Origin of the sequence: Hallella faecis, from assembly GCF_018789675.1 — a bacterium.
Classification (GTDB): Bacteria; Bacteroidota; Bacteroidia; order Bacteroidales; family Bacteroidaceae; genus Prevotella; species Prevotella faecis.
The window spans coordinates 48,177-65,745 of the sequence record NZ_JAHKBE010000007.1 but is presented as its reverse complement, the minus strand read 5'-3'; the positions used below and the strand labels follow the sequence as shown (position 1 = coordinate 65,745).

Sequence of the window (17,569 nt, the reverse complement as noted above, 5' to 3'; positions counted from 1 at the left end):
GCTACTTCTTACGCTCGCGCTCATTGATAAAGCCATGATGGTAAGCGTAGAGCAGCTCCTCGAGGTCGGAGATCTGCCCACGCAGCTCCACACCCTTGTCGGTATCGTTGACCAGCATGCGGCGGGCCGACATCTCCACGATCTGGATGGTCGACTTAATGTCGGTGCCTCGCAAAATGGCATCCTCGGTGCTTGTGAAAGGCTCGTGCTGAACCAGTTGGAAGCCACGGCTGTGGTACACCAGCGTGTAGCCGGCAATGCCCGTCTCCTTGTGGTAGGCCTGCGAGAAGCCACCATCGATCACCATGAGCTTGCCATTGGCCTTGATGGGGGTCTCGCCCTTGCCCACCTTCACGGGCACATGGCCATTGATGATGTGGCGGTTGTTGCCCGTAACGCCAAAGGTGTCCATGATGCGGTCGCAAACCTCCTCGTTGTCGCGCAAGCGGAAGTAGTTGCCCTTCTTCTCCTCGTAGGTCTCCTTCGCCTCGATGAAATAGCGTTCAAAGGTGGTCATCTTCGCCTTGTCGAACAACGGACTGTTGGGGCCCAACCACAGATACATGAAATAGTCGATGGCATACTTCTTCATCTCGGGAGCCGCGTCGGTCTGGAACGCCAAGCGGATGATGTGGCCCACATCGAGCATCAGTTGCATGCCCGAGCTCTTGTGCCCAGGATAGATTTCCACCTCCTTCAAGGTGCCGTCGGCGTTGAGGGGAACAGAGGCGTGATAGAGCAGGTTGTTGTTGCAAATGCCATACATGCAGCCATGCGAAAGCAACATGCGGATATGCTTGTGGAGCTTCTCGCTCACCGAGAAACTATGATGGAGCTTATCCACCAGTTCGGCCTCCTCTGCCGAGAGCTTGTTGGGGTGCTTCGGGTCGATGGTGGGGAAATGGCAGCTCGTCATGGGATATTCCTTACCATCCAGGCAAATGGTTTGCTTCTCGAAATCGACGAAATTGAACATCTCGCGGTCTTGCATCTTCCAATCGGGATGGCGCTCGTAGAGCTGCGCCTCCAACTTAAACTGGATGACGCTGATGGCCTTGTGCATGAGAGCCGTGAGGCGCTTGGTCTTGTCGTCGAGACGCTCCGAACCGGCCGTGATCTTCGGTTGGAACTCCTTGCAGGGGTCGTCGCCATAGACGTCCATGGCGAAGGTGGCAAGCGGCAAGAGGTTGATGCCATAGCCCTCCTCAAGCGTGGCGAGGTTGGCGTAACGCAGCGAGAGGCGGACGACGCTGCTGATACAGGCGTCGTTGCCCGCGGCGGCTCCCATCCACAGGATGTCGTGGTTGCCCCACGTGATGTCCCAATGGTGGTAACCATCAAGCATATCGAGAATTTTATGGGCACCCGGGCCCCGGTCGTAGATGTCGCCGAGGATATGGAGCTGGTCGATGGCCAAGCGCTGGATGACGTGGGAGATGGCTATGATGAAATCGTCGGCGCGACCCGTGGAGATGATGGTGTCGACAATGACATTGACGTAGGCGGCCTTGTCGTTGTCGTCGGTACGCTCATGAAGGAGCTCCTGGATGATGTAGGAGAAATCGGCGGGCAGCGACTTGCGCACCTTCGAGCGGGTGTATTTGCTCGACACGTCGCGGCACACGGCCACCAGGTGGTGGAGCGTAATGTGGTACCAATCATCGATGTCGGGCTCCGAATCCTTCACCAACTCAAGCTTCTGCTCAGGATAATAGATGAGCGTGCACAACTCGCGCTTCTCGCTGTCGCGAAGGGTGGTGCCGAAGAGCTCGTTCACCTTACGCTTGATGTTGCCCGAGGCGTTCTTCAACACGTGCTGAAAAGCCTCATACTCTCCGTGTAAATCGGCAAGGAAATGCTCCGTCCCCTTGGGGAGGTTCAATATGGCTTGCAGATTGATGATCTCCGTACTGGCGTCGGCCACGGTTGGGAAAGATTGGGAAAGCAGCTGCAAATAATGCTTGTCGCTCTCCATGTCATACTGTTTGCTCATATTAGTAAGTATTAAATTTGGTGATATGGTTAACCATAGCTAAGGAAGCCTTGTCGGCGCGCTCCCTGAAGGGCATAAACCCTTCGGTAAGACCAAAGGTGTGGTGCAACACGGCCATGAGACGCTCAGCAAACTCGAGAACGCCCATGGCGCGCGCCACCTCGTTGAGACGATCCTCGTCGGCGTCGACAAAGCGCACCGATTGGTACAGATCGGCCAAATGGGACAAGGGGGCTTCGTTGCGCTCCATCTCGTATTTCAAATTAAGCAACCTGACGATGATCCGCCTCTCTTTCTTCTCGTCGGTATCGATGATATCGCTGAGCTTGCTCTTCGTCAAGGGGTTGCGCGACAAGAGTTTGTCGCCCTCCAAGGAGTCGGTGGTGTAATGGAGGTGGCGTGGGTAGCGATCGATGGTGTCGACGGGCAGGTCGGGCGCGTCCATCTGCAGGCGTGCCAATCCCTGCCTAAGGGTCTCGAGAACACACTCGTCGGAGGCGTAGAGGTATATCTTACGCCACTCGGCCTCGTCCAACTGCGACAAGCCTGAGCGGATCACCCCCACCCGCTTGTGGTCGCGCAAGAGGGTGTCGTCGATCCCTGCCACCAGCAGCTCGCCAATGAGCTGGCACGAATTGTGGCTAAGCAACAATCGGGCAAACGTGTCGATAACCTTTTGGTAGAGGGCGTCCATCTGAGAGGCCATCTCGGAGAACGACACCTTGCTGGTAAGAACGGGATTCTTAATGAGCGCCACCCTATTGTTCCATTTCAAGGAGAGAAACGTGTCGTGTTCCAACTTGCCACACACATGAACGGCCAATGCCCTGCTTGTCATCTCGCGTTGCGAAGAAAGGGCCAACGACGACTTGCGCTGCTTCATGACCCACGGCTGCAAGCCGCCCAAGGGGGAGAACACGGTGGGCACATGCTCGCGATAAGCACGGGCAATGAGGTTGGCAGCTACCTTGTTCCAACATCCGAACACATGAACCAGGTCGTAATCGGCCAACGACAGGCGAGGGTGATCGTCTAACGCAGCCGACAGGTCGACATCGGCCTGCGCTTGCATGCCGAGGGCCAACTGCGACACCATCTCGTGATAGATCGGAGAGGCGTCGGTGTCGGGGGTCACATGGTATAGGATTTTTCTGCGTTTCATAGGTTGATGCTTTTATCCCATCATTGCTTATGGGTGGTGAAATCGCGCCGGTCGGCAAACTTGTGGCGCATCATGAAATAGAGGTCCGACCACATGATCACACGGTCGTAGACGAACGCCCAGGGGAACGATTCGCCAAAACGATGGATAGCGCGCTTGTCGACCCAATAGCGCAAGAGAAGTTCTAACACGACGCTCAACAAGGCCACACCCAGCAACAGCCAGTTGAGGGTGAGCACCGAGTAGGCCAATGCGGCAAGCGACACGCAGGTGAACAAGCGCATCGCCACTTGGTCGGCGCCAAACACCAAACGGTGGAGAAAGCCACGTTGGAGCAACTTGCGCGTCTCCATATAATAGACATGCGCATTAAGCCACGACTTGCGGGTGGGCGAATCCTGGATGACCCATGCGGTGGGACTCACAGAGATGGCCGTGGCATCGGGCTCAGCATACTTGTTGACCAAGAAATCGTATTCGCCACGAACCAACTCCAAATTGCCAAGGTAGCCATTTTGCGACATAAACTGAGATTTGCGGAACATGACAATGGGGCAATTGGTGCGGTAGGCCTGCGTGCCACATTCGCGCAACAGATAACAGAAATGGTAGAAACGCTCGTAACGCTTAAACGACGAGGTGTCGGCGTCGTAACTGCTATAGCCCACGACCAACGACTTTTCGTCAGCGCAAGGGCGGGCCATGGCGGCAAGCCATTGGGGCGAAGAGGGAGCGCAATCGGAATCGAGCAACAACAACCACTCGTTCTTGGCGGCCTTCACACCCAACGTAATGGCCAGCTTGCGCCGGCTCATATAACGCGAGGTCTGAGGAATGTAGGTAACGTAGAAATGTGCGTCGCCACCCTGCTGCTCGTAGGTGTACTTAATGCGTTTGAGCGCGTCTTCAACATCGTGGTCGCCCTTTTGGATAACCACAATGACCTCATACCCAACAGGATAATCCTGCTGAAGGATGGACGGAAGGTGCTTCTCCAACTGCTGGGCATCGTCGTGCGAAGCGATGATGATGGACACAGGCTGCAAATCGACATCGTGCGCCTCCTCCTCTTTTCGTTTCCATCTGAAAAGAGGACTGAAAAAGGGTGTGGTCAAAGCCAACAAGAGAGCGGCGATGCCCAAGATAATCGCAACGTTGTCGGATAACATTTCTACCATGTTCTTTAATCCTATGTTATAATATCAATGTCAAAAGTCCTCGGTGATATATCCCTGAGGAAGGGGGCGGCAATTGTATTGGCAAGCCATGATCTCACCATAGGCTCCCGCAGAGCGAATGGCAAAAATGTCTCCTCGATGCACCTCATTGAGATCGACCGACTTGCCAAAGACATCGCTCGACTCGCAAATGGGACCCACAACATCGTAGGGGCAAAGAGGACCGTCGCCGGTGAGGTTCTCAATCTTATGATAGGCCTGATAGAGCGCGGGGCGAATGAGGTCGCTCATGCCGGCGTCGACAATCGCAAACTGCTTGGTGGCTCCTTGTTTCACATAAAGTACCTTGGTGATGAGCGATCCCATCTGGGCAACCACCGAACGCCCCAACTCGAAATGCAACGACTGGCCGGGACGGAGCGTGAGATGGCGCGCAAAGGTGGAGAAATACGATTGGAAGTCGGGCACCGGAATGTGGTTGGGATGGTCGTAGCTCACGCCAAGACCACCACCCACATTGATGTTGTCCACCCGAACATGGCGACGCTCCAACTCGGCCTGCAGCTCGTTGATGCGATTGCAGAGGGCCTTGAAGTCGCCCATGTCAAGTATCTGACTACCAATGTGAAAATGCAAACCCTTAAAGCGGATGTTCTTCATGGACAAGGCCTCATCGATGGCGTCGAACATATCGTTCATGGCTATGCCAAACTTGTTCTCGGCAAGGCCCGTGGTGATGTTGGCATGCGTGTGGGCACCTACGTTGGGATTGATGCGAAGGCACACATTGGCCACCACGCCCTTCTTAGAAGCCAGCTCGTTGATCACCTCCAGCTCGGCTATGCTCTCCACGTTGAAGCAGAAGATGTCGTTGTCGAGCCCAAGGTTAATCTCCCAATCGCTCTTACCCACACCCGCATAGACTATTTTGCTGGCCGGGAAACCAGCACGTAAAGCTGCCTCAATCTCGCCACCACTAACGCAATCGGCACCCAATCCTGCCTCGCGAATAATATTCAGAATCTTCGGGTTGGCGTTGGCCTTGACCGCATAGTGGACAACAAAATTCTCACGGCGCTCCACTTCCTTGCGGATCTCATGGAGCGTGGCTCGTAATAGCGTAGTATCATAATAGTAGAACGGAGTTCTTACTTTCTGAAACTTTTCAATGGGAAAAATACCTTTCATGTGTAGTGCTTGTATGATTGTGTTGTGTTGTTGGGGACGTTTACTTGAACAGGGTGTCGGACAAACTCTGCAAAGCACGCTTCTTGTCAGACTCCTTAATCAAGAAGGAGATGTTGTAGTTGCTTCCGCCGTAACTGATCATGCGAACGGGAATGTCGCGCATGGCATCGGTGGCAATGGTCTCAAAGCCGAGGTTGCTCCAATCGAGGTCGCCCACAACGCAGACAATGCACATGTTGGTGTCGACGGTAACGGTTCCATACTTCTTCAGTTCGTCGACAATCTCGTTAAGATGCGAATGGTTGTCGATGCTCATGGAAACGCCCACCTCCGACGTGGCCAGCATGTCAATGGGGGTTTGGTAGCTCTCGAAGATCTCAAAAATCTTACGAAGGAAGCCGGTGGCCAGAAGCATGCGCGACGACTTGATCTTGATGGCCGTAATGTTGTCTTTGGCTGCCACGGCCTTGATCTTGCCTCGAATCAGCACATTGTCGATGATGGTGCCATCTGCCTTGGGGTCCAGCGTGTTCTTCAAACGAACGGGGATTCCTGCAAACTTGGCTGGTTGCACACACGTAGGGTGAAGGATCTTGGCTCCGAAATAAGCCAACTCGGCAGCCTCCTCGAAGTTGAGCTGATGGATGGCGTCGGTGTGCTCCACCACGCGAGGGTCGTTATTGTGCATGCCGTCGATGTCGGTCCAAATCTGAATCTCGTCGGCAGGAAGGGCGGCGCCAATCAAAGAGGCGGTGTAATCGGAACCACCACGTTGCAAGTTGTCGACCTCACCGTATGCGTTTCGGCAAATAAATCCCTGGGTAATGTAAATCTGGTAGCCCTCGTTCTTCTCCATAATGGCACGGAGCTTCTCCTTGATGTATTGAGGATCGGGATCGGCGTTTTTGTCGGTGCGCATGAAATCGAGAGCGTTGAGAAGCACGGCCTTGACGCCCTGCTCGTTCAGGTAGTTGACCACCATGTTGGTAGACATCACCTCGCCTTGGGCAACAATGGTCTTCTCCTCAAAGCTTGTGAAAAGATCCTTGGTGAACGAACGGAGATAGTCGAACTCCTCTGCCAAGAACTCACGGGTCTTCTGCTTATATTCGTCGGTGCTATAAAGTTCTTCCACGTGCTGCTGGTATTTCTTCTCCAGCGCATTGATCACTTCATTGGCACCCTCAGGATTCTTCTTGTAAAGATAATCGCTAATTTCAACCAATGAGTTGGTTGTACCGCTCATGGCTGAAAGTACCACGAAATTAGGCTCACCAGATTCCGTGATCAGGGAAGCAACGTTTTTCATTCTCTCGGCACTACCAACCGATGTGCCACCAAACTTCATTACCTTCATGATTGTATGCTTTATGTGTTGTTTTTTATTCTATAAAATGATGCGGACCCAAGGATCAGTCTTGCTCCTCGGAAAGATTCAATTTGTTGTAAGAGGACGTTACATCGCGCATGGCCCCATCCGCACATTGGTATACCACACCAGGGTAACGGTCGAGCATGGGGATGTTGTGGGTCGACATGACCACGGCTGTTCCGTTCGTGGTAATGTCCTTGAGAAGTTTCACGATGTTGTTGGCCGTCTCCGGGTCGAGATTGCCCGTGGGCTCATCGGCGATGATCACCTTAGGATGGTTCAACAACGCACGGGCAATGGATATGCGCTGCTGCTCTCCACCCGACAACTCGTGGGGAAGATTATCTTTCTTATCCAGCAAACCTACATCGGTGAGGACCTCCTCAATGCGCTGGTTGATTTCGTCCTTCTTCTTCCAACCTGTGGCCTTCAACACAAACTGAAGGTTCTTGTAGATGGTTCGGTCGGTCAACAACTTGAAATCTTGGAAGATGATGCCCATCTCCTTGCGCAACGCAGGAATGTCCTTTCGACGAATAGACGTAAGGCTTCGGCCCAACACCTCTGCCTTCTCGGCCTCATCCTGGTAGATGTCGAGCTCGCAGTAAAGGGTCTTCAACAAAGAGCTCTTGCCCGAGCCCACCTTACCAATGATATATACAAATTCGCCTTCCTCAACATGAAAATCAACCTGGTCGAGGATAAGCTTCTCCTGTTGGTATATTTTTACTTGCTTGTAATCAATAAGCATGCCCATGATTCTTAGTTTAGTTATTACGCTTGGTTACTCTTTTTCATTCTCCTGGCCTTGTCCCAATTGGGATCGTGGCGCTTAATCAGTTCGCTTGCCACATCCTCGATACTCAAGCCCTTGGCGGTCAGCATCACTATGAGATGATACAACAAGTCAGACGACTCATACACCAATTGGTCGTTGGTTCCATTGGTAGCCTCGATGATGGTCTCTGTGGCCTCTTCGCCCACCTTCTGGGCCATCTTGTTGATGCCCTTCTTGAAAAGACTGGTGGTGTAGCTATTTTCAGGCATTTCCTGATGGCGCTTGTTGATAAAGTTTTGCAACTCTGACAAGAACAGAATGGGGTTCAGCGAGTTGTCCTCGCCCCAACAAGTGTCGGTGCCCAAGTGACAGGTGGGGCCTTGTGGATGCACCTTGACAAGGAGCGTGTCATTGTCGCAATCCAACCTGATGTCAACCAGGTTCAAGTAGTTGCCCGACGTTTCGCCCTTGGTCCACAAGCAGTTGCGCGTGCGGCTCCAAAAAGTAACCTTCTTTGTATCTATTGTCTTCTGATAAGCCTCTTCGTTCATGAACCCAAGCATCAGCACGTTTTTCGTTACGGCGTCTTGGATGATGGCCGGCACGAGGCCTCCCATTTTATCGAAATCTATCTTTATCATGGCTTGTTAAATATCAAAGTCTAACATTAACTCCTTCGTTTCTCAAGTATTTCTTCAACTCACGGATGTTTATCTCTCCAAAGTGGAAAACGCTGGCAGCGAGCGCTGCATCGGCATGTCCTAAGGTAAAGACATCACGGAAATGCTCTTTCTTTCCGGCACCACCACTGGCTATGATTGGGACCGGAACGTCCTCGGCCAAACGGGCTAACGCCTCGAGGGCAAAGCCTTGCTTCACACCATCATGGTTCATGCTCGTAAACAAGATTTCTCCTGCTCCACGATCAGCCACCTCATGCGCCCATTCGAAGAGAGGCAAGTCGGTTGGAGTGTGCCCACCATTCATATAGCAATACCATCCCCGATCGTCCAATCGGGCGTCGATGGCGCAAACACAGACCTGAGAACCATACTTCGCAGCGATCTCATCAATCAACGATGGGGTCTTGATGGCTGCACTATTAAGGCTGATCTTGTCAGCACCAGCATAGAGCAACCTATCCACATCGCTCAACTCGTGAATGCCGCCACCCACAGTGAATGGAATGTTAATCTCTGACGCTACCTTGGTCACCATATCGGTGAAGGTACGACGACCTTCCAAAGAAGCGGTTATGTCGAGAAACACCAACTCATCAGCTCCGGCATCACTATAGGCCTTACCCAACTCTACCGGATCGCCCGCTTGGCGAAGGTTGACGAAATTGGTTCCCTTAACAGTTTGCCCGTCCTTGACATCCAAACAAGGAACGATGCGCTTTGCAAGACCTCTATTTGCCATACCCTAAACGATTTACGTCGAGACGCCCCTCATACCATGCCTTGCCAAAGACAACGGCAGGGACACCCGCCTCGTCCAACTTTACAATATCATCGGTCGAGCCCACGCCTCCGCTGGCAATGAGGTTCATGTGAGGAAAATGCTTCAAGATATCTACATATAAGTCGATTGCAGGACCACTCAAGGTGCCATCTCGAGAGATTTCCGTGCACAACACATTGGTAACACCTTCGTTGACGTAACGTCCCAAGAAGGGAATCAGTTCTTCCTCGGAATTCTCCAACCATCCATTAACGGAGATTTTGCCATGACTTGTGTCAGCGCCCAATATCAAATGGTCGGAACCATACTTCTCCAACCAAGAGACGAACAGGTCGGGGTTGCTTACCGCCACGCTACCTACTGTCACCATAGAAGCTCCAGCCTCGAAAGCTTTTTGGATATCGGCATCCGACTTAATGCCTCCTCCGAAATCAACCTCTAAATGTGTGTGGGAGGTAATGTCGCAAAGCACTTGCTCGTTGACAATATGCTTCGACTTGGCGCCATCAAGGTCAACGACATGCAAACGAGTAAACCCCATGTCCTCAAAACGACGGGCTTGGTCGATAGGGTTATCATCGTAGACTTTCTTTTGGTCATAGTCGCCTTTGGTCAAACGAACACATTTTCCGTCAAGTATGTCGATTGCTGGTATCAGTTGTATTTTCATCTTGCCAAAGTAAGAAAATTGCTAATAATCTGTTCTCCCACTTTCCCGCTCTTCTCAGGATGAAACTGGGTAGCCCAAAAGTTGTCTTTATGCAAAGATGCCGAATAAGGTTGAATATAATCGGCCTTAGCGATGGTGAAGGGACAAACAGGAGCATAATAACTATGTACGAAATAAACATAATCATCAGCCGAGAGACCATGCATCAAAGGAGAGGACAGGTCGTACAAGGCGTTCCAACCCATAGCCGGAATCTTCTGTTCGAGGCTATCGGGACGGAATCGTTTCACATCAACTGGGAACACCCCAATGCAATCCGTATCGCCTTCCTCAGAATGCCGACACAACAATTGTTGGCCTACGCAAATGCCCAAAACGGGTTGTGTGAGGGAACGAATCACTTCATCCAAACGACTTCTCCTGAGATTATCCATCGTAGTTCGAGCATTTCCCTGCCCAGGGAAGATAACACAGTCAGCCTTAGCCAACCGCTCAGCGTCGTCAGTCAACTCGGGTTCAACACCTTGTCTTTTCAAAGCGCTTATCACCGAGAATATATTTCCCGCATTATATTTAACGATGGCAACTTCCATTTCCCTTTCAAATTTAGAGGTATCATAGCTCCTATAACATTGCAAATTTACATAAATTCTATCAAATAGAAAAATGAATTGTAGAAAAGCAAGGGATTTTTTATAGAAATGTATAACTATTCGCTGTTTTACCACAATTACCTAAGTCCACGGGACAACGCATTACATTGCAAACCAAGTCTGTTACCCGAGTGCTTCCCATCAGTCGGCAGCCTACGATTGTTACGCAACTAATCGCCAAAAGGGGTTATGCAGCGTATAACCAATAATACAAATGCCAATCAATCTTGCTTCTTAAACGCAAACCGAACTTAGGAATACAACTCGGGGTGGCTTTTGTTTCAGGCCGTTTGCAACAAAAAAGATTGCATAACGAATCATAGTAAAACAAAAAAAAGCAAGCAGATGCAGAGTGTAAGCAAACAAAGAGTTCATGCAAAATATCGAGCCCAAGCATAATGTCGGGTTCAAGCATAATGTCGGGTTCAAGCATAATGTCGGGTTCGCAAATAACCCCAGAGATGCTCACACCCAAAACTCATCCTAAGAGTTAAAAATGACAAAGCCAACTACTAAGTGACAATATGTCAACAACAAGTGTTGCCACACAAAACGTTTATGAAAGTTTGAGCATAACCGACGTAAGACCAATGGTAAAGACCGATCCGTCTTCAATAACCCTCCTCTCCTTCGGAGCCAAGCGCAGACCCTCAACAAACGTACCTTTGTTGCTGGGCATATCGCGCAATACAAACTGAAGTTTTCCGCTCTTCTTTCGGCTTACGCTAATCACGCAATGTCTATAATCTATGTTCAGGTCACCACTCTCAATAGGGCAATCCACTACATAGTTCTTCTTCTCTCTTCCGATGATATTATCACCCATATACAAGGGGAACTCCTGCTGATAACAGTAGTTGTTCTCAATAACGACAATTCGTCCACAACTCTCTCTCTGCGGCTCCTGAAGCGCATCTTCATCCACGTTAGCAGATTCGTTAACAGGCTCTTTCACCTCACGCTTAACACGCACACCAAATTTCTTATCGCAAGATGGACATCTCACAACAAGAACTTGACCATTTTCGTATTTCGTTTCGTCAAAAGAAATGACGTGTTGGCATTGAGGGCAACGAACGTTTTTCATGAATGATTATTGATGATGTTTCATAACCCACGCCTCATTAAACTCTCCGACCTTCCTTAAGTCGTTAAGCGAGTCGTAGGCTTCTGCCTTAGAATTATAGAATCCGTAGACTACCTTTGTGTTGCGAGGGTCACTTACCACTCTCGCATCCTGGTAACCACGCTTATGCAAACTTTCCACATAAGTTTGAGCATTGGTCTTGGTTACGCGGCTTGCCAAAACAATGACAAAACCTTCATGCGATTCTTGCGGAGCATTATTCTGTGCGTCAGACACAGGCTCAGCATCTTTGGCATCCTTACTAATGCCATTGGCCTCTATATCAATTCCAGATACTTCTGTCTTGGGAAGAACCTTCTGAAGAAGGTCGACATTGATAGTACCCGCAGTCAACAATTTCTGATTATTGTCCAAGGGTGAAGGAAACAACAAGAATATCAACGCAGCAACACATGCGGCAGCTACCGTACGCCAAAGCATTACCATACGCTGGCCAGGAACTGTTTCGTCTTCCTCCTCTTCCACCTTATCGGCCAATGTAACAACCACACCGCCACCGGTAGTAGCCCCCGCACCGTCAACCATCATAAGACCTTCTGTCTTACGCCCAACTTCAATCTCACGCAATGAGAGAATCTCAAAACCCGACAAGCCATAGAGAGAGGGTGTCAATATACCGGCCTCACAAGGCTCAAACACATAGCGGCCCTCACTGTTAAGCGAGATCACGCCAATGCCGTGCAACTCATAATAGCCATCATTCTCAATATGCTGACGCAACTCTCTGACCTCGTCGACAATACGTCGCAAGGCCTCGGGATAGCTAATGTCGTAGCATTCCACATACGACTGAGCTAACAAAGAATCGTTAATCGTGAGCTTGGGATTGAATCCAATTGTCCGAGCAGGGGGCAAAAACATGCCATCCGCACCATCCCTCCGAGCGTCAACATGATGTGCCATGAAGCCTCCGAAGTCTGGCACGATCACACAATCGTTGCTCAGAAGCAATATCTCAAGATGTCTGTCTAATTCAATCACAACTGCAAAAGTACTAAAAATATGGCGACGGAGCAAGATATTGTGGTAAAAAAAGCAAAAATTGATAATATTGTTTTAGAAACGATTTCAATTCAAACGAAATGATTATCTTTGTGGCATAATACGTATTTTCTAAGGAAATGGAATACAAAGAAACAGAAATTAAAGGAGTTTGGATTATCGAACCTAACGTGTTCGATGATAGCCGCGGCTACTTCTTTGAGGCTTGGAAAGCAGGCGAATTCGAAGAGCACGTTGGCCCTATCCACTTCATTCAAGACAACGAATCGAAATCCAGTTATGGCGTCCTTAGAGGCCTTCATTACCCAAAAGGAGAATTCTCACAAGCCAAGTTGGTGCGTGTCATTAAAGGGCGCGTCCTTGATGTTGCCGTAGACATTCGCAAATCATCGCCCACATTCCGAAAGCATGTGATGGTGGAGCTCTCAGAAGACAACAAACGTCAACTCTTTATACCACGAGGGTTTGCCCATGGTTTCCTTGTATTAAGCGACGAGGCCATCTTCACATATAAAGTGGACAATGTTTACGCCCCTCAACACGAGGCTGGCATATGCTGGAACGATCCAGACATCGACATCCATTGGCCTATCGATTCAAAGAATGTCGTTACAAGTGAGAAAGATTTGAAAGCACCGCAACTTTGCGATGCTGATGTATTCGAATAATTAAAATCTAACCTTAACATTACATTATGAATATAGCCATTGTTGGAACAGGTTACGTAGGTTTGGTAAGTGGCGCATGCTTTGCCGACACAGGAGCCAATGTTACTTGTGTAGATGTGGACATCAATAAAATTGAACGTCTCAAAAAGGGCGAGATCCCCATCTACGAGCCAGGTCTCGATGAACTCGTGCTGAAGAACGTGAAAGCCGGAAGGCTGAAATTTACATCATCGTTACCCGAGGTACTAAATGAACAAGAGATTGTGTTCTCTGCTGTTGGAACACCGCCCGACGAGGACGGATCAGCCGACTTGAAATATGTGCTTCAAGTGGCAAAAACTATAGGCCAGAACTTAAACAAATACCTTGTTGTAGTAACTAAGAGCACGGTACCCGTAGGCACGGCACGCAAGGTTAGAGCCACCATTCAGGAAGAGCTCGACAAACGCGGCGTTGACGTTGCATTCGACGTTGCCAGCAACCCAGAGTTCTTAAAGGAGGGCAACGCCATCAAAGACTTCATGAGTCCCGACCGCGTTGTAGTAGGCATAGAGAGCGAACGCGCAAAGAACATTCTCACAAGACTTTACAAGCCTTTCCTTATCAACAACTTTAGGGTCATCTTTATGGATATTCCCAGCGCCGAGATGACCAAGTACGCCTCCAACTCCATGTTGGCCACCCGCATCTCGTTTATGAACGACATCGCTAATCTCTGCGAATGTGTAGGCGCTGATGTAAACATGGTTCGCCAAGGCATAGGCAGCGACACACGTATCGGCCGCAAATTTCTCTATGCAGGATGTGGCTATGGTGGTTCATGCTTCCCCAAGGATGTGAAAGCGCTTATCAAGACCGCGGACGACTGCGGATATTCGATGGAGGTGCTAAAAGCCGTTGAACATGTTAACGAAAAGCAGAAATCGATACTCTTCCACAAGCTGCAAGCTGCATACAATGGAGAGTCGCTCAAGGGCAAGACCATTGCTCTTTGGGGATTGTCATTCAAGCCTGAGACCGACGACATGCGAGAGTCGACCGCTTTGGTAATCATCAAGTTGCTGAAGGAAGCCGGTTGCACTATACGCGCTTTTGACCCTGTAGCCATGGACGAGTGCCGTCGTCGTGTTGGAGATAACGTTATCTACTGCCGCGACAAATACGAAGCCGTATTCCATGCCGACGCGTTACTACTACTCACAGAATGGAAAGAATTTCGCTTGCCAAGTTGGGATGTGGTAGGAAGCGCCATGAACAAGAAATTGATCATTGACGGACGTAACATCTTCGACCCAGAGGAGTTGGCCGAGGCTGGCTTCGAGTATCATTGCATAGGCCGCTAACTATGGCTTGCTCACATAAAGAATTGGTAATGAAAAGACTGACTATATTGGTTGTTGCCTTTTTGGCCCTTCTGACTGCTTGCGAGAACAAAGCTAGCAGTCCTAATACGCCCCAAGAGGACACCACCGCAAAAAAAATGCTTCAGGGCATCTGGGTTGATGAGGATGCACAAACTGTGGCTTTCAAAGCAAAGGGCGACACCATCTTCTATCCTGACACAACAAGTTTACCCGTCTACTTCCAAATCATCGACGACACGTTGGTGCTTCATGGGGTAAACGAGGTAAAATACCCAGTAGTCAAACAGACACGGCACCTGTTTGTTTTCAAAAACCAAAACGGTGACGAGGTTAGGCTTACTTTGAGCGACGACCCAGACGACGCCAATGCATTCCGCCACGAGAAACCACAGGCCATCAATCAAAACCAATTGATTCGTCGCGACACGATTGTCAGCTATGAGGGCAAGCGTTATCACTGTTATGTGCAAGTAAACCCCACAAGCTACAAAGTGGTAAAGTCATCGTACAATGACGAAGGTGTTGAGGTTGGGAACGTCTATTACGATAACATCGTAAATCTGAATGTGTACCAAGGTGCCAAGAAACTATTCTCACGCGACTTCCACAAACAACAATTTGCCAGTTTCATACCTAAGGATGTCATCCAACAAATCATCTTAAATGATGTGCTGTTCAAGAAGGTTGACCAGGAAGGCATCCATTACACGGCATCCTTGGGAATGCCCGACAACATTAGTAGTTTCCAAATAGAGTTAATCGTTAGCTACGAGGGTAAATTAAGAATGAAGGTGTAATAGCTTACAGCTTACAAAGTTACAAGAAGAACAAAGAAACGCACCATACAAATAGAATCCGCAATCATTCTTTTGGCGTTCTTAGCCAAGAAAATGATTGCGGACTTTTCTTTTTATATTATAGCATCAATGAAAATGCTGACAAGCGTGGGACCATCTTCCCTACCCTTGTCAGCATTTCCTTTAGCTGAAAGATGCTAAAGGCGTTAGGCTCCGCAGAAGAATAGCACCACTATCTGTGCCGCAAATATCCTTAAGAACATACTCAATGGGTAAACAGTAGAATAGCCCACAGCAGGAGCCTCCTTTGAGCAAATGGAATTAGCATACGCCAATGCAGGCGGGTCTGTATAAGTTCCGGCAAGCATACCCATAATCGTAAAGTAATTGAACTTAAACTTCAGACGGGCAATCGTTCCAATAATAAGAATAGGAATGATGGTTATCAGGAAACCGGTATATACATATTTCAATCCATCGCCTTGCACTACCGTCTCCCAGAAACCAGCACCTGCCTTAATTCCGACACTGGCCAAGAATAGGGCCAACCCCATCTCACGCAACATCATATTGGCAGACGTTGTGGTATAGGTAACCAGTTTGAAGCGATAGCCAAAACGACCAATGAGGATGGCAATAATCAGCGGACCACCAGCAATACCCAACTTCAATGGCACAGGCATTCCTGGAATGGAGAATGGTATACTACCAAACAAGATACCCACAAAAATACCAATGAAAATGGTTGCAATGTTGGGCGCGTCGAGGCGCTTCACCGAGTTACCCATAAGCTCAGCCACACGGTTCACGTTATCCTCACGGCCTACAACCATGATGCGGTCGCCCACATGGAAGTGGTGGTTACGGCTGGCAAACAGGTCCATTCCCTGGCGTGTGATACGCGTAATGTTCACACCATAAACACTAGAGAAATGCATCTTGCCAAGGGTCTTACCGTTCATCTTGGGATTGGTAATAACCACACGCTTTGAGATCATGGGGGTCTTATCGTCCTCAACCTCCCAGTCCGTCTCTATCTCAGGACCAATGAATGCCTTGATGGCCTCTGCGTCAGCCTCTGCACAAACCAAAAGCACCTGGTCGCCTACAGAGAACACGGTATCTCGACGAGGGGTAACAACCTCGTCTCCATGATGCAGTCGTGTGCAAACAATGTCACGATTGAGGAACTCCGTAATTTGCTGCAAGCTGCGTCCTGCCAAATAAGCATTGCTCACGAGCAACGTCATGCTTTTAGGTTTGACTTGAGTGTTGTCGGCCTCAGCCTCGTTCAACTTGTTCTCTTCTTCCTCAAGCTTGGTACGTGTGATATAGCGAATGGCAATCGTAGCACCAATGATTCCCACCACGCCCAACGGATAAGCACATGCATATCCATTGGCAATCTGAGGTACCGGAAGATTTCCGAACACAGTAGTCATAGCCTCATTTGCGGCACCAAGTCCTGGCGTATTGGTAACAGCTCCATAGAGCGTACCCACCATCATGGGCAGGTTATTGATGTCTGACGTGTCGAAGAAAATGTAATAACACGCAAACATAACCAGCACGTTCAGAAAGATCGTAACGGTGGAAAGCACATTAAGAGTGACACCTCCTCGCTTGAAACTCTCGAAGAAACCTGGTCCCACCTGCAAACCAATGCAGAAGACGAAGAGAATCAAGCCAAAGTCTTGCACAAACGTAAGAATAGGCTTAGGGGCCGTAAAGCCAACATGGCCAGCCACAATGCCTGCGAACAACACAAAGGTGACACCTAGGGAGATTCCCCCAACCTTCACCTTGCCCAAAAGTATGCCAACAGAAATGACGATAGCGTAAAGCAAAGCAATATGGGCTACACTGTCGGTCGTAGTAAAGAGATTGATAATCCAGTCCATTTTGTAGATTTTTTAAACTTCTACAAAAGTACAACATTTCCCCCAATAAAACAAGTAATTATTCAAGGTAAAAGCAACTATCGCCTATGTAAATGTGATAAAAACAGAAATATAATGGACTAAATACTCTTTGCCAAACGAAAAAAAACACCGCAAACAGCTTGACAACCCCTAAAGTAAACACAAAAAAGTCTTACGAAACATTATAAACTTACCTAAAATCCTATACTAC

At 49.3% G+C, this 17,569-nt stretch carries 16 protein-coding genes; 3 read left to right on the top strand and 13 right to left on the bottom strand.

Translation table 11 applies throughout. From position 1 onward, the window contains the following. Position 1: 1 nt before the first annotated feature. The 12 genes from KM934_RS03160 to KM934_RS03105 all read right to left on the bottom strand — a co-directional run bounded on the left by KM934_RS03160 (position 2) and on the right by KM934_RS03105 (position 12,586). The gene (locus KM934_RS03160; RefSeq protein WP_215759164.1) at positions 2-1,993 is read right to left on the bottom strand and encodes a fructose-1,6-bisphosphatase; all 1,992 of its coding nucleotides are present in this window, start codon (positions 1,991-1,993) and stop codon (positions 2-4) included. Position 1,994: 1 nt separating this feature from the next. Then, a complete protein-coding gene (locus KM934_RS03155; RefSeq protein WP_215759163.1) occupies positions 1,995-3,155 on the bottom strand; it encodes a glycosyltransferase family protein in 1,161 nt (386 codons plus the stop codon). A 20-nt stretch (positions 3,156-3,175) separates the two neighbouring features. Then, positions 3,176-4,333 carry a glycosyltransferase gene (locus KM934_RS03150; protein WP_215759162.1) on the bottom strand — a complete coding sequence of 386 codons (1,158 nt, stop codon included), beginning with the start codon at positions 4,331-4,333 and terminating at the stop codon, positions 3,176-3,178. Positions 4,334-4,363: 30 nt separating this feature from the next. Beyond that, entirely contained in the window at positions 4,364-5,521 is a 1,158-nt protein-coding gene (gene lysA / locus KM934_RS03145) for a diaminopimelate decarboxylase (protein WP_215759161.1), read from the bottom strand. Between the two features lie 40 nt (positions 5,522-5,561). Further along, positions 5,562-6,878, bottom strand: a complete 1,317-nt coding sequence (locus tag KM934_RS03140) for an aspartate kinase (RefSeq protein WP_215759160.1) — start codon at positions 6,876-6,878, stop codon at positions 5,562-5,564. Positions 6,879-6,933: 55 nt separating this feature from the next. Then, positions 6,934-7,644 (bottom strand): cell division ATP-binding protein FtsE, encoded by a 711-nt coding sequence (locus KM934_RS03135; RefSeq protein ID WP_215759195.1) that lies wholly within the window; start codon positions 7,642-7,644, stop codon positions 6,934-6,936. 23 nt (positions 7,645-7,667) lie between these two features. Further along, complete coding sequence (gene hisIE / locus KM934_RS03130) at positions 7,668-8,309, bottom strand: bifunctional phosphoribosyl-AMP cyclohydrolase/phosphoribosyl-ATP diphosphatase HisIE (protein WP_215759194.1); 642 nt, start codon at positions 8,307-8,309, stop codon at positions 7,668-7,670. Positions 8,310-8,325: 16 nt separating this feature from the next. Then, entirely contained in the window at positions 8,326-9,093 is a 768-nt protein-coding gene (hisF, locus tag KM934_RS03125) for an imidazole glycerol phosphate synthase subunit HisF (RefSeq protein WP_215759159.1), read from the bottom strand. After that, positions 9,083-9,805 carry a 1-(5-phosphoribosyl)-5-[(5-phosphoribosylamino)methylideneamino]imidazole-4-carboxamide isomerase gene (gene hisA, locus KM934_RS03120; protein WP_215759158.1) on the bottom strand — a complete coding sequence of 241 codons (723 nt, stop codon included), beginning with the start codon at positions 9,803-9,805 and terminating at the stop codon, positions 9,083-9,085. Before hisA ends, hisF begins: the two co-directional genes overlap by 11 nt. Beyond that, the gene (hisH, locus tag KM934_RS03115; protein WP_215759157.1) at positions 9,802-10,398 is read right to left on the bottom strand and encodes an imidazole glycerol phosphate synthase subunit HisH; all 597 of its coding nucleotides are present in this window, start codon (positions 10,396-10,398) and stop codon (positions 9,802-9,804) included. Before hisH ends, hisA begins: the two co-directional genes overlap by 4 nt. Before the next feature lie 616 nt (positions 10,399-11,014). Next, positions 11,015-11,545 (bottom strand): FHA domain-containing protein, encoded by a 531-nt coding sequence (locus KM934_RS03110; RefSeq protein WP_215759156.1) that lies wholly within the window; start codon positions 11,543-11,545, stop codon positions 11,015-11,017. Between the two features lie 6 nt (positions 11,546-11,551). Continuing rightward, positions 11,552-12,586 carry an HU domain-containing protein gene (locus tag KM934_RS03105; protein ID WP_215759155.1) on the bottom strand — a complete coding sequence of 345 codons (1,035 nt, stop codon included), beginning with the start codon at positions 12,584-12,586 and terminating at the stop codon, positions 11,552-11,554. 140 nt (positions 12,587-12,726) lie between these two features. Between KM934_RS03105 and rfbC the strand changes: the two genes are divergently transcribed. The 3 genes from rfbC to KM934_RS03090 are packed head-to-tail and all read left to right on the top strand — an operon-like array spanning position 12,727 to position 15,436. Next, positions 12,727-13,275 (top strand): dTDP-4-dehydrorhamnose 3,5-epimerase, encoded by a 549-nt coding sequence (rfbC, locus tag KM934_RS03100; RefSeq protein WP_215759154.1) that lies wholly within the window; start codon positions 12,727-12,729, stop codon positions 13,273-13,275. Positions 13,276-13,301: 26 nt separating this feature from the next. Next, complete coding sequence (locus KM934_RS03095) at positions 13,302-14,618, top strand: UDP-glucose dehydrogenase family protein (RefSeq protein WP_215759153.1); 1,317 nt, start codon at positions 13,302-13,304, stop codon at positions 14,616-14,618. A 29-nt stretch (positions 14,619-14,647) separates the two neighbouring features. Continuing rightward, on the top strand, positions 14,648-15,436 hold the full coding sequence (locus KM934_RS03090) for a DUF4738 domain-containing protein (RefSeq protein WP_215759152.1): 789 nt from the start codon (positions 14,648-14,650) through the stop codon (positions 15,434-15,436). A gap of 206 nt (positions 15,437-15,642) precedes the next feature. Here the strand turns inward: KM934_RS03090 and KM934_RS03085 are convergent, their stop codons facing one another. Continuing rightward, the gene (locus tag KM934_RS03085; RefSeq protein ID WP_215759151.1) at positions 15,643-17,337 is read right to left on the bottom strand and encodes a putative transporter; all 1,695 of its coding nucleotides are present in this window, start codon (positions 17,335-17,337) and stop codon (positions 15,643-15,645) included. Between the last annotated feature and the right edge of the window lie 232 nt (positions 17,338-17,569).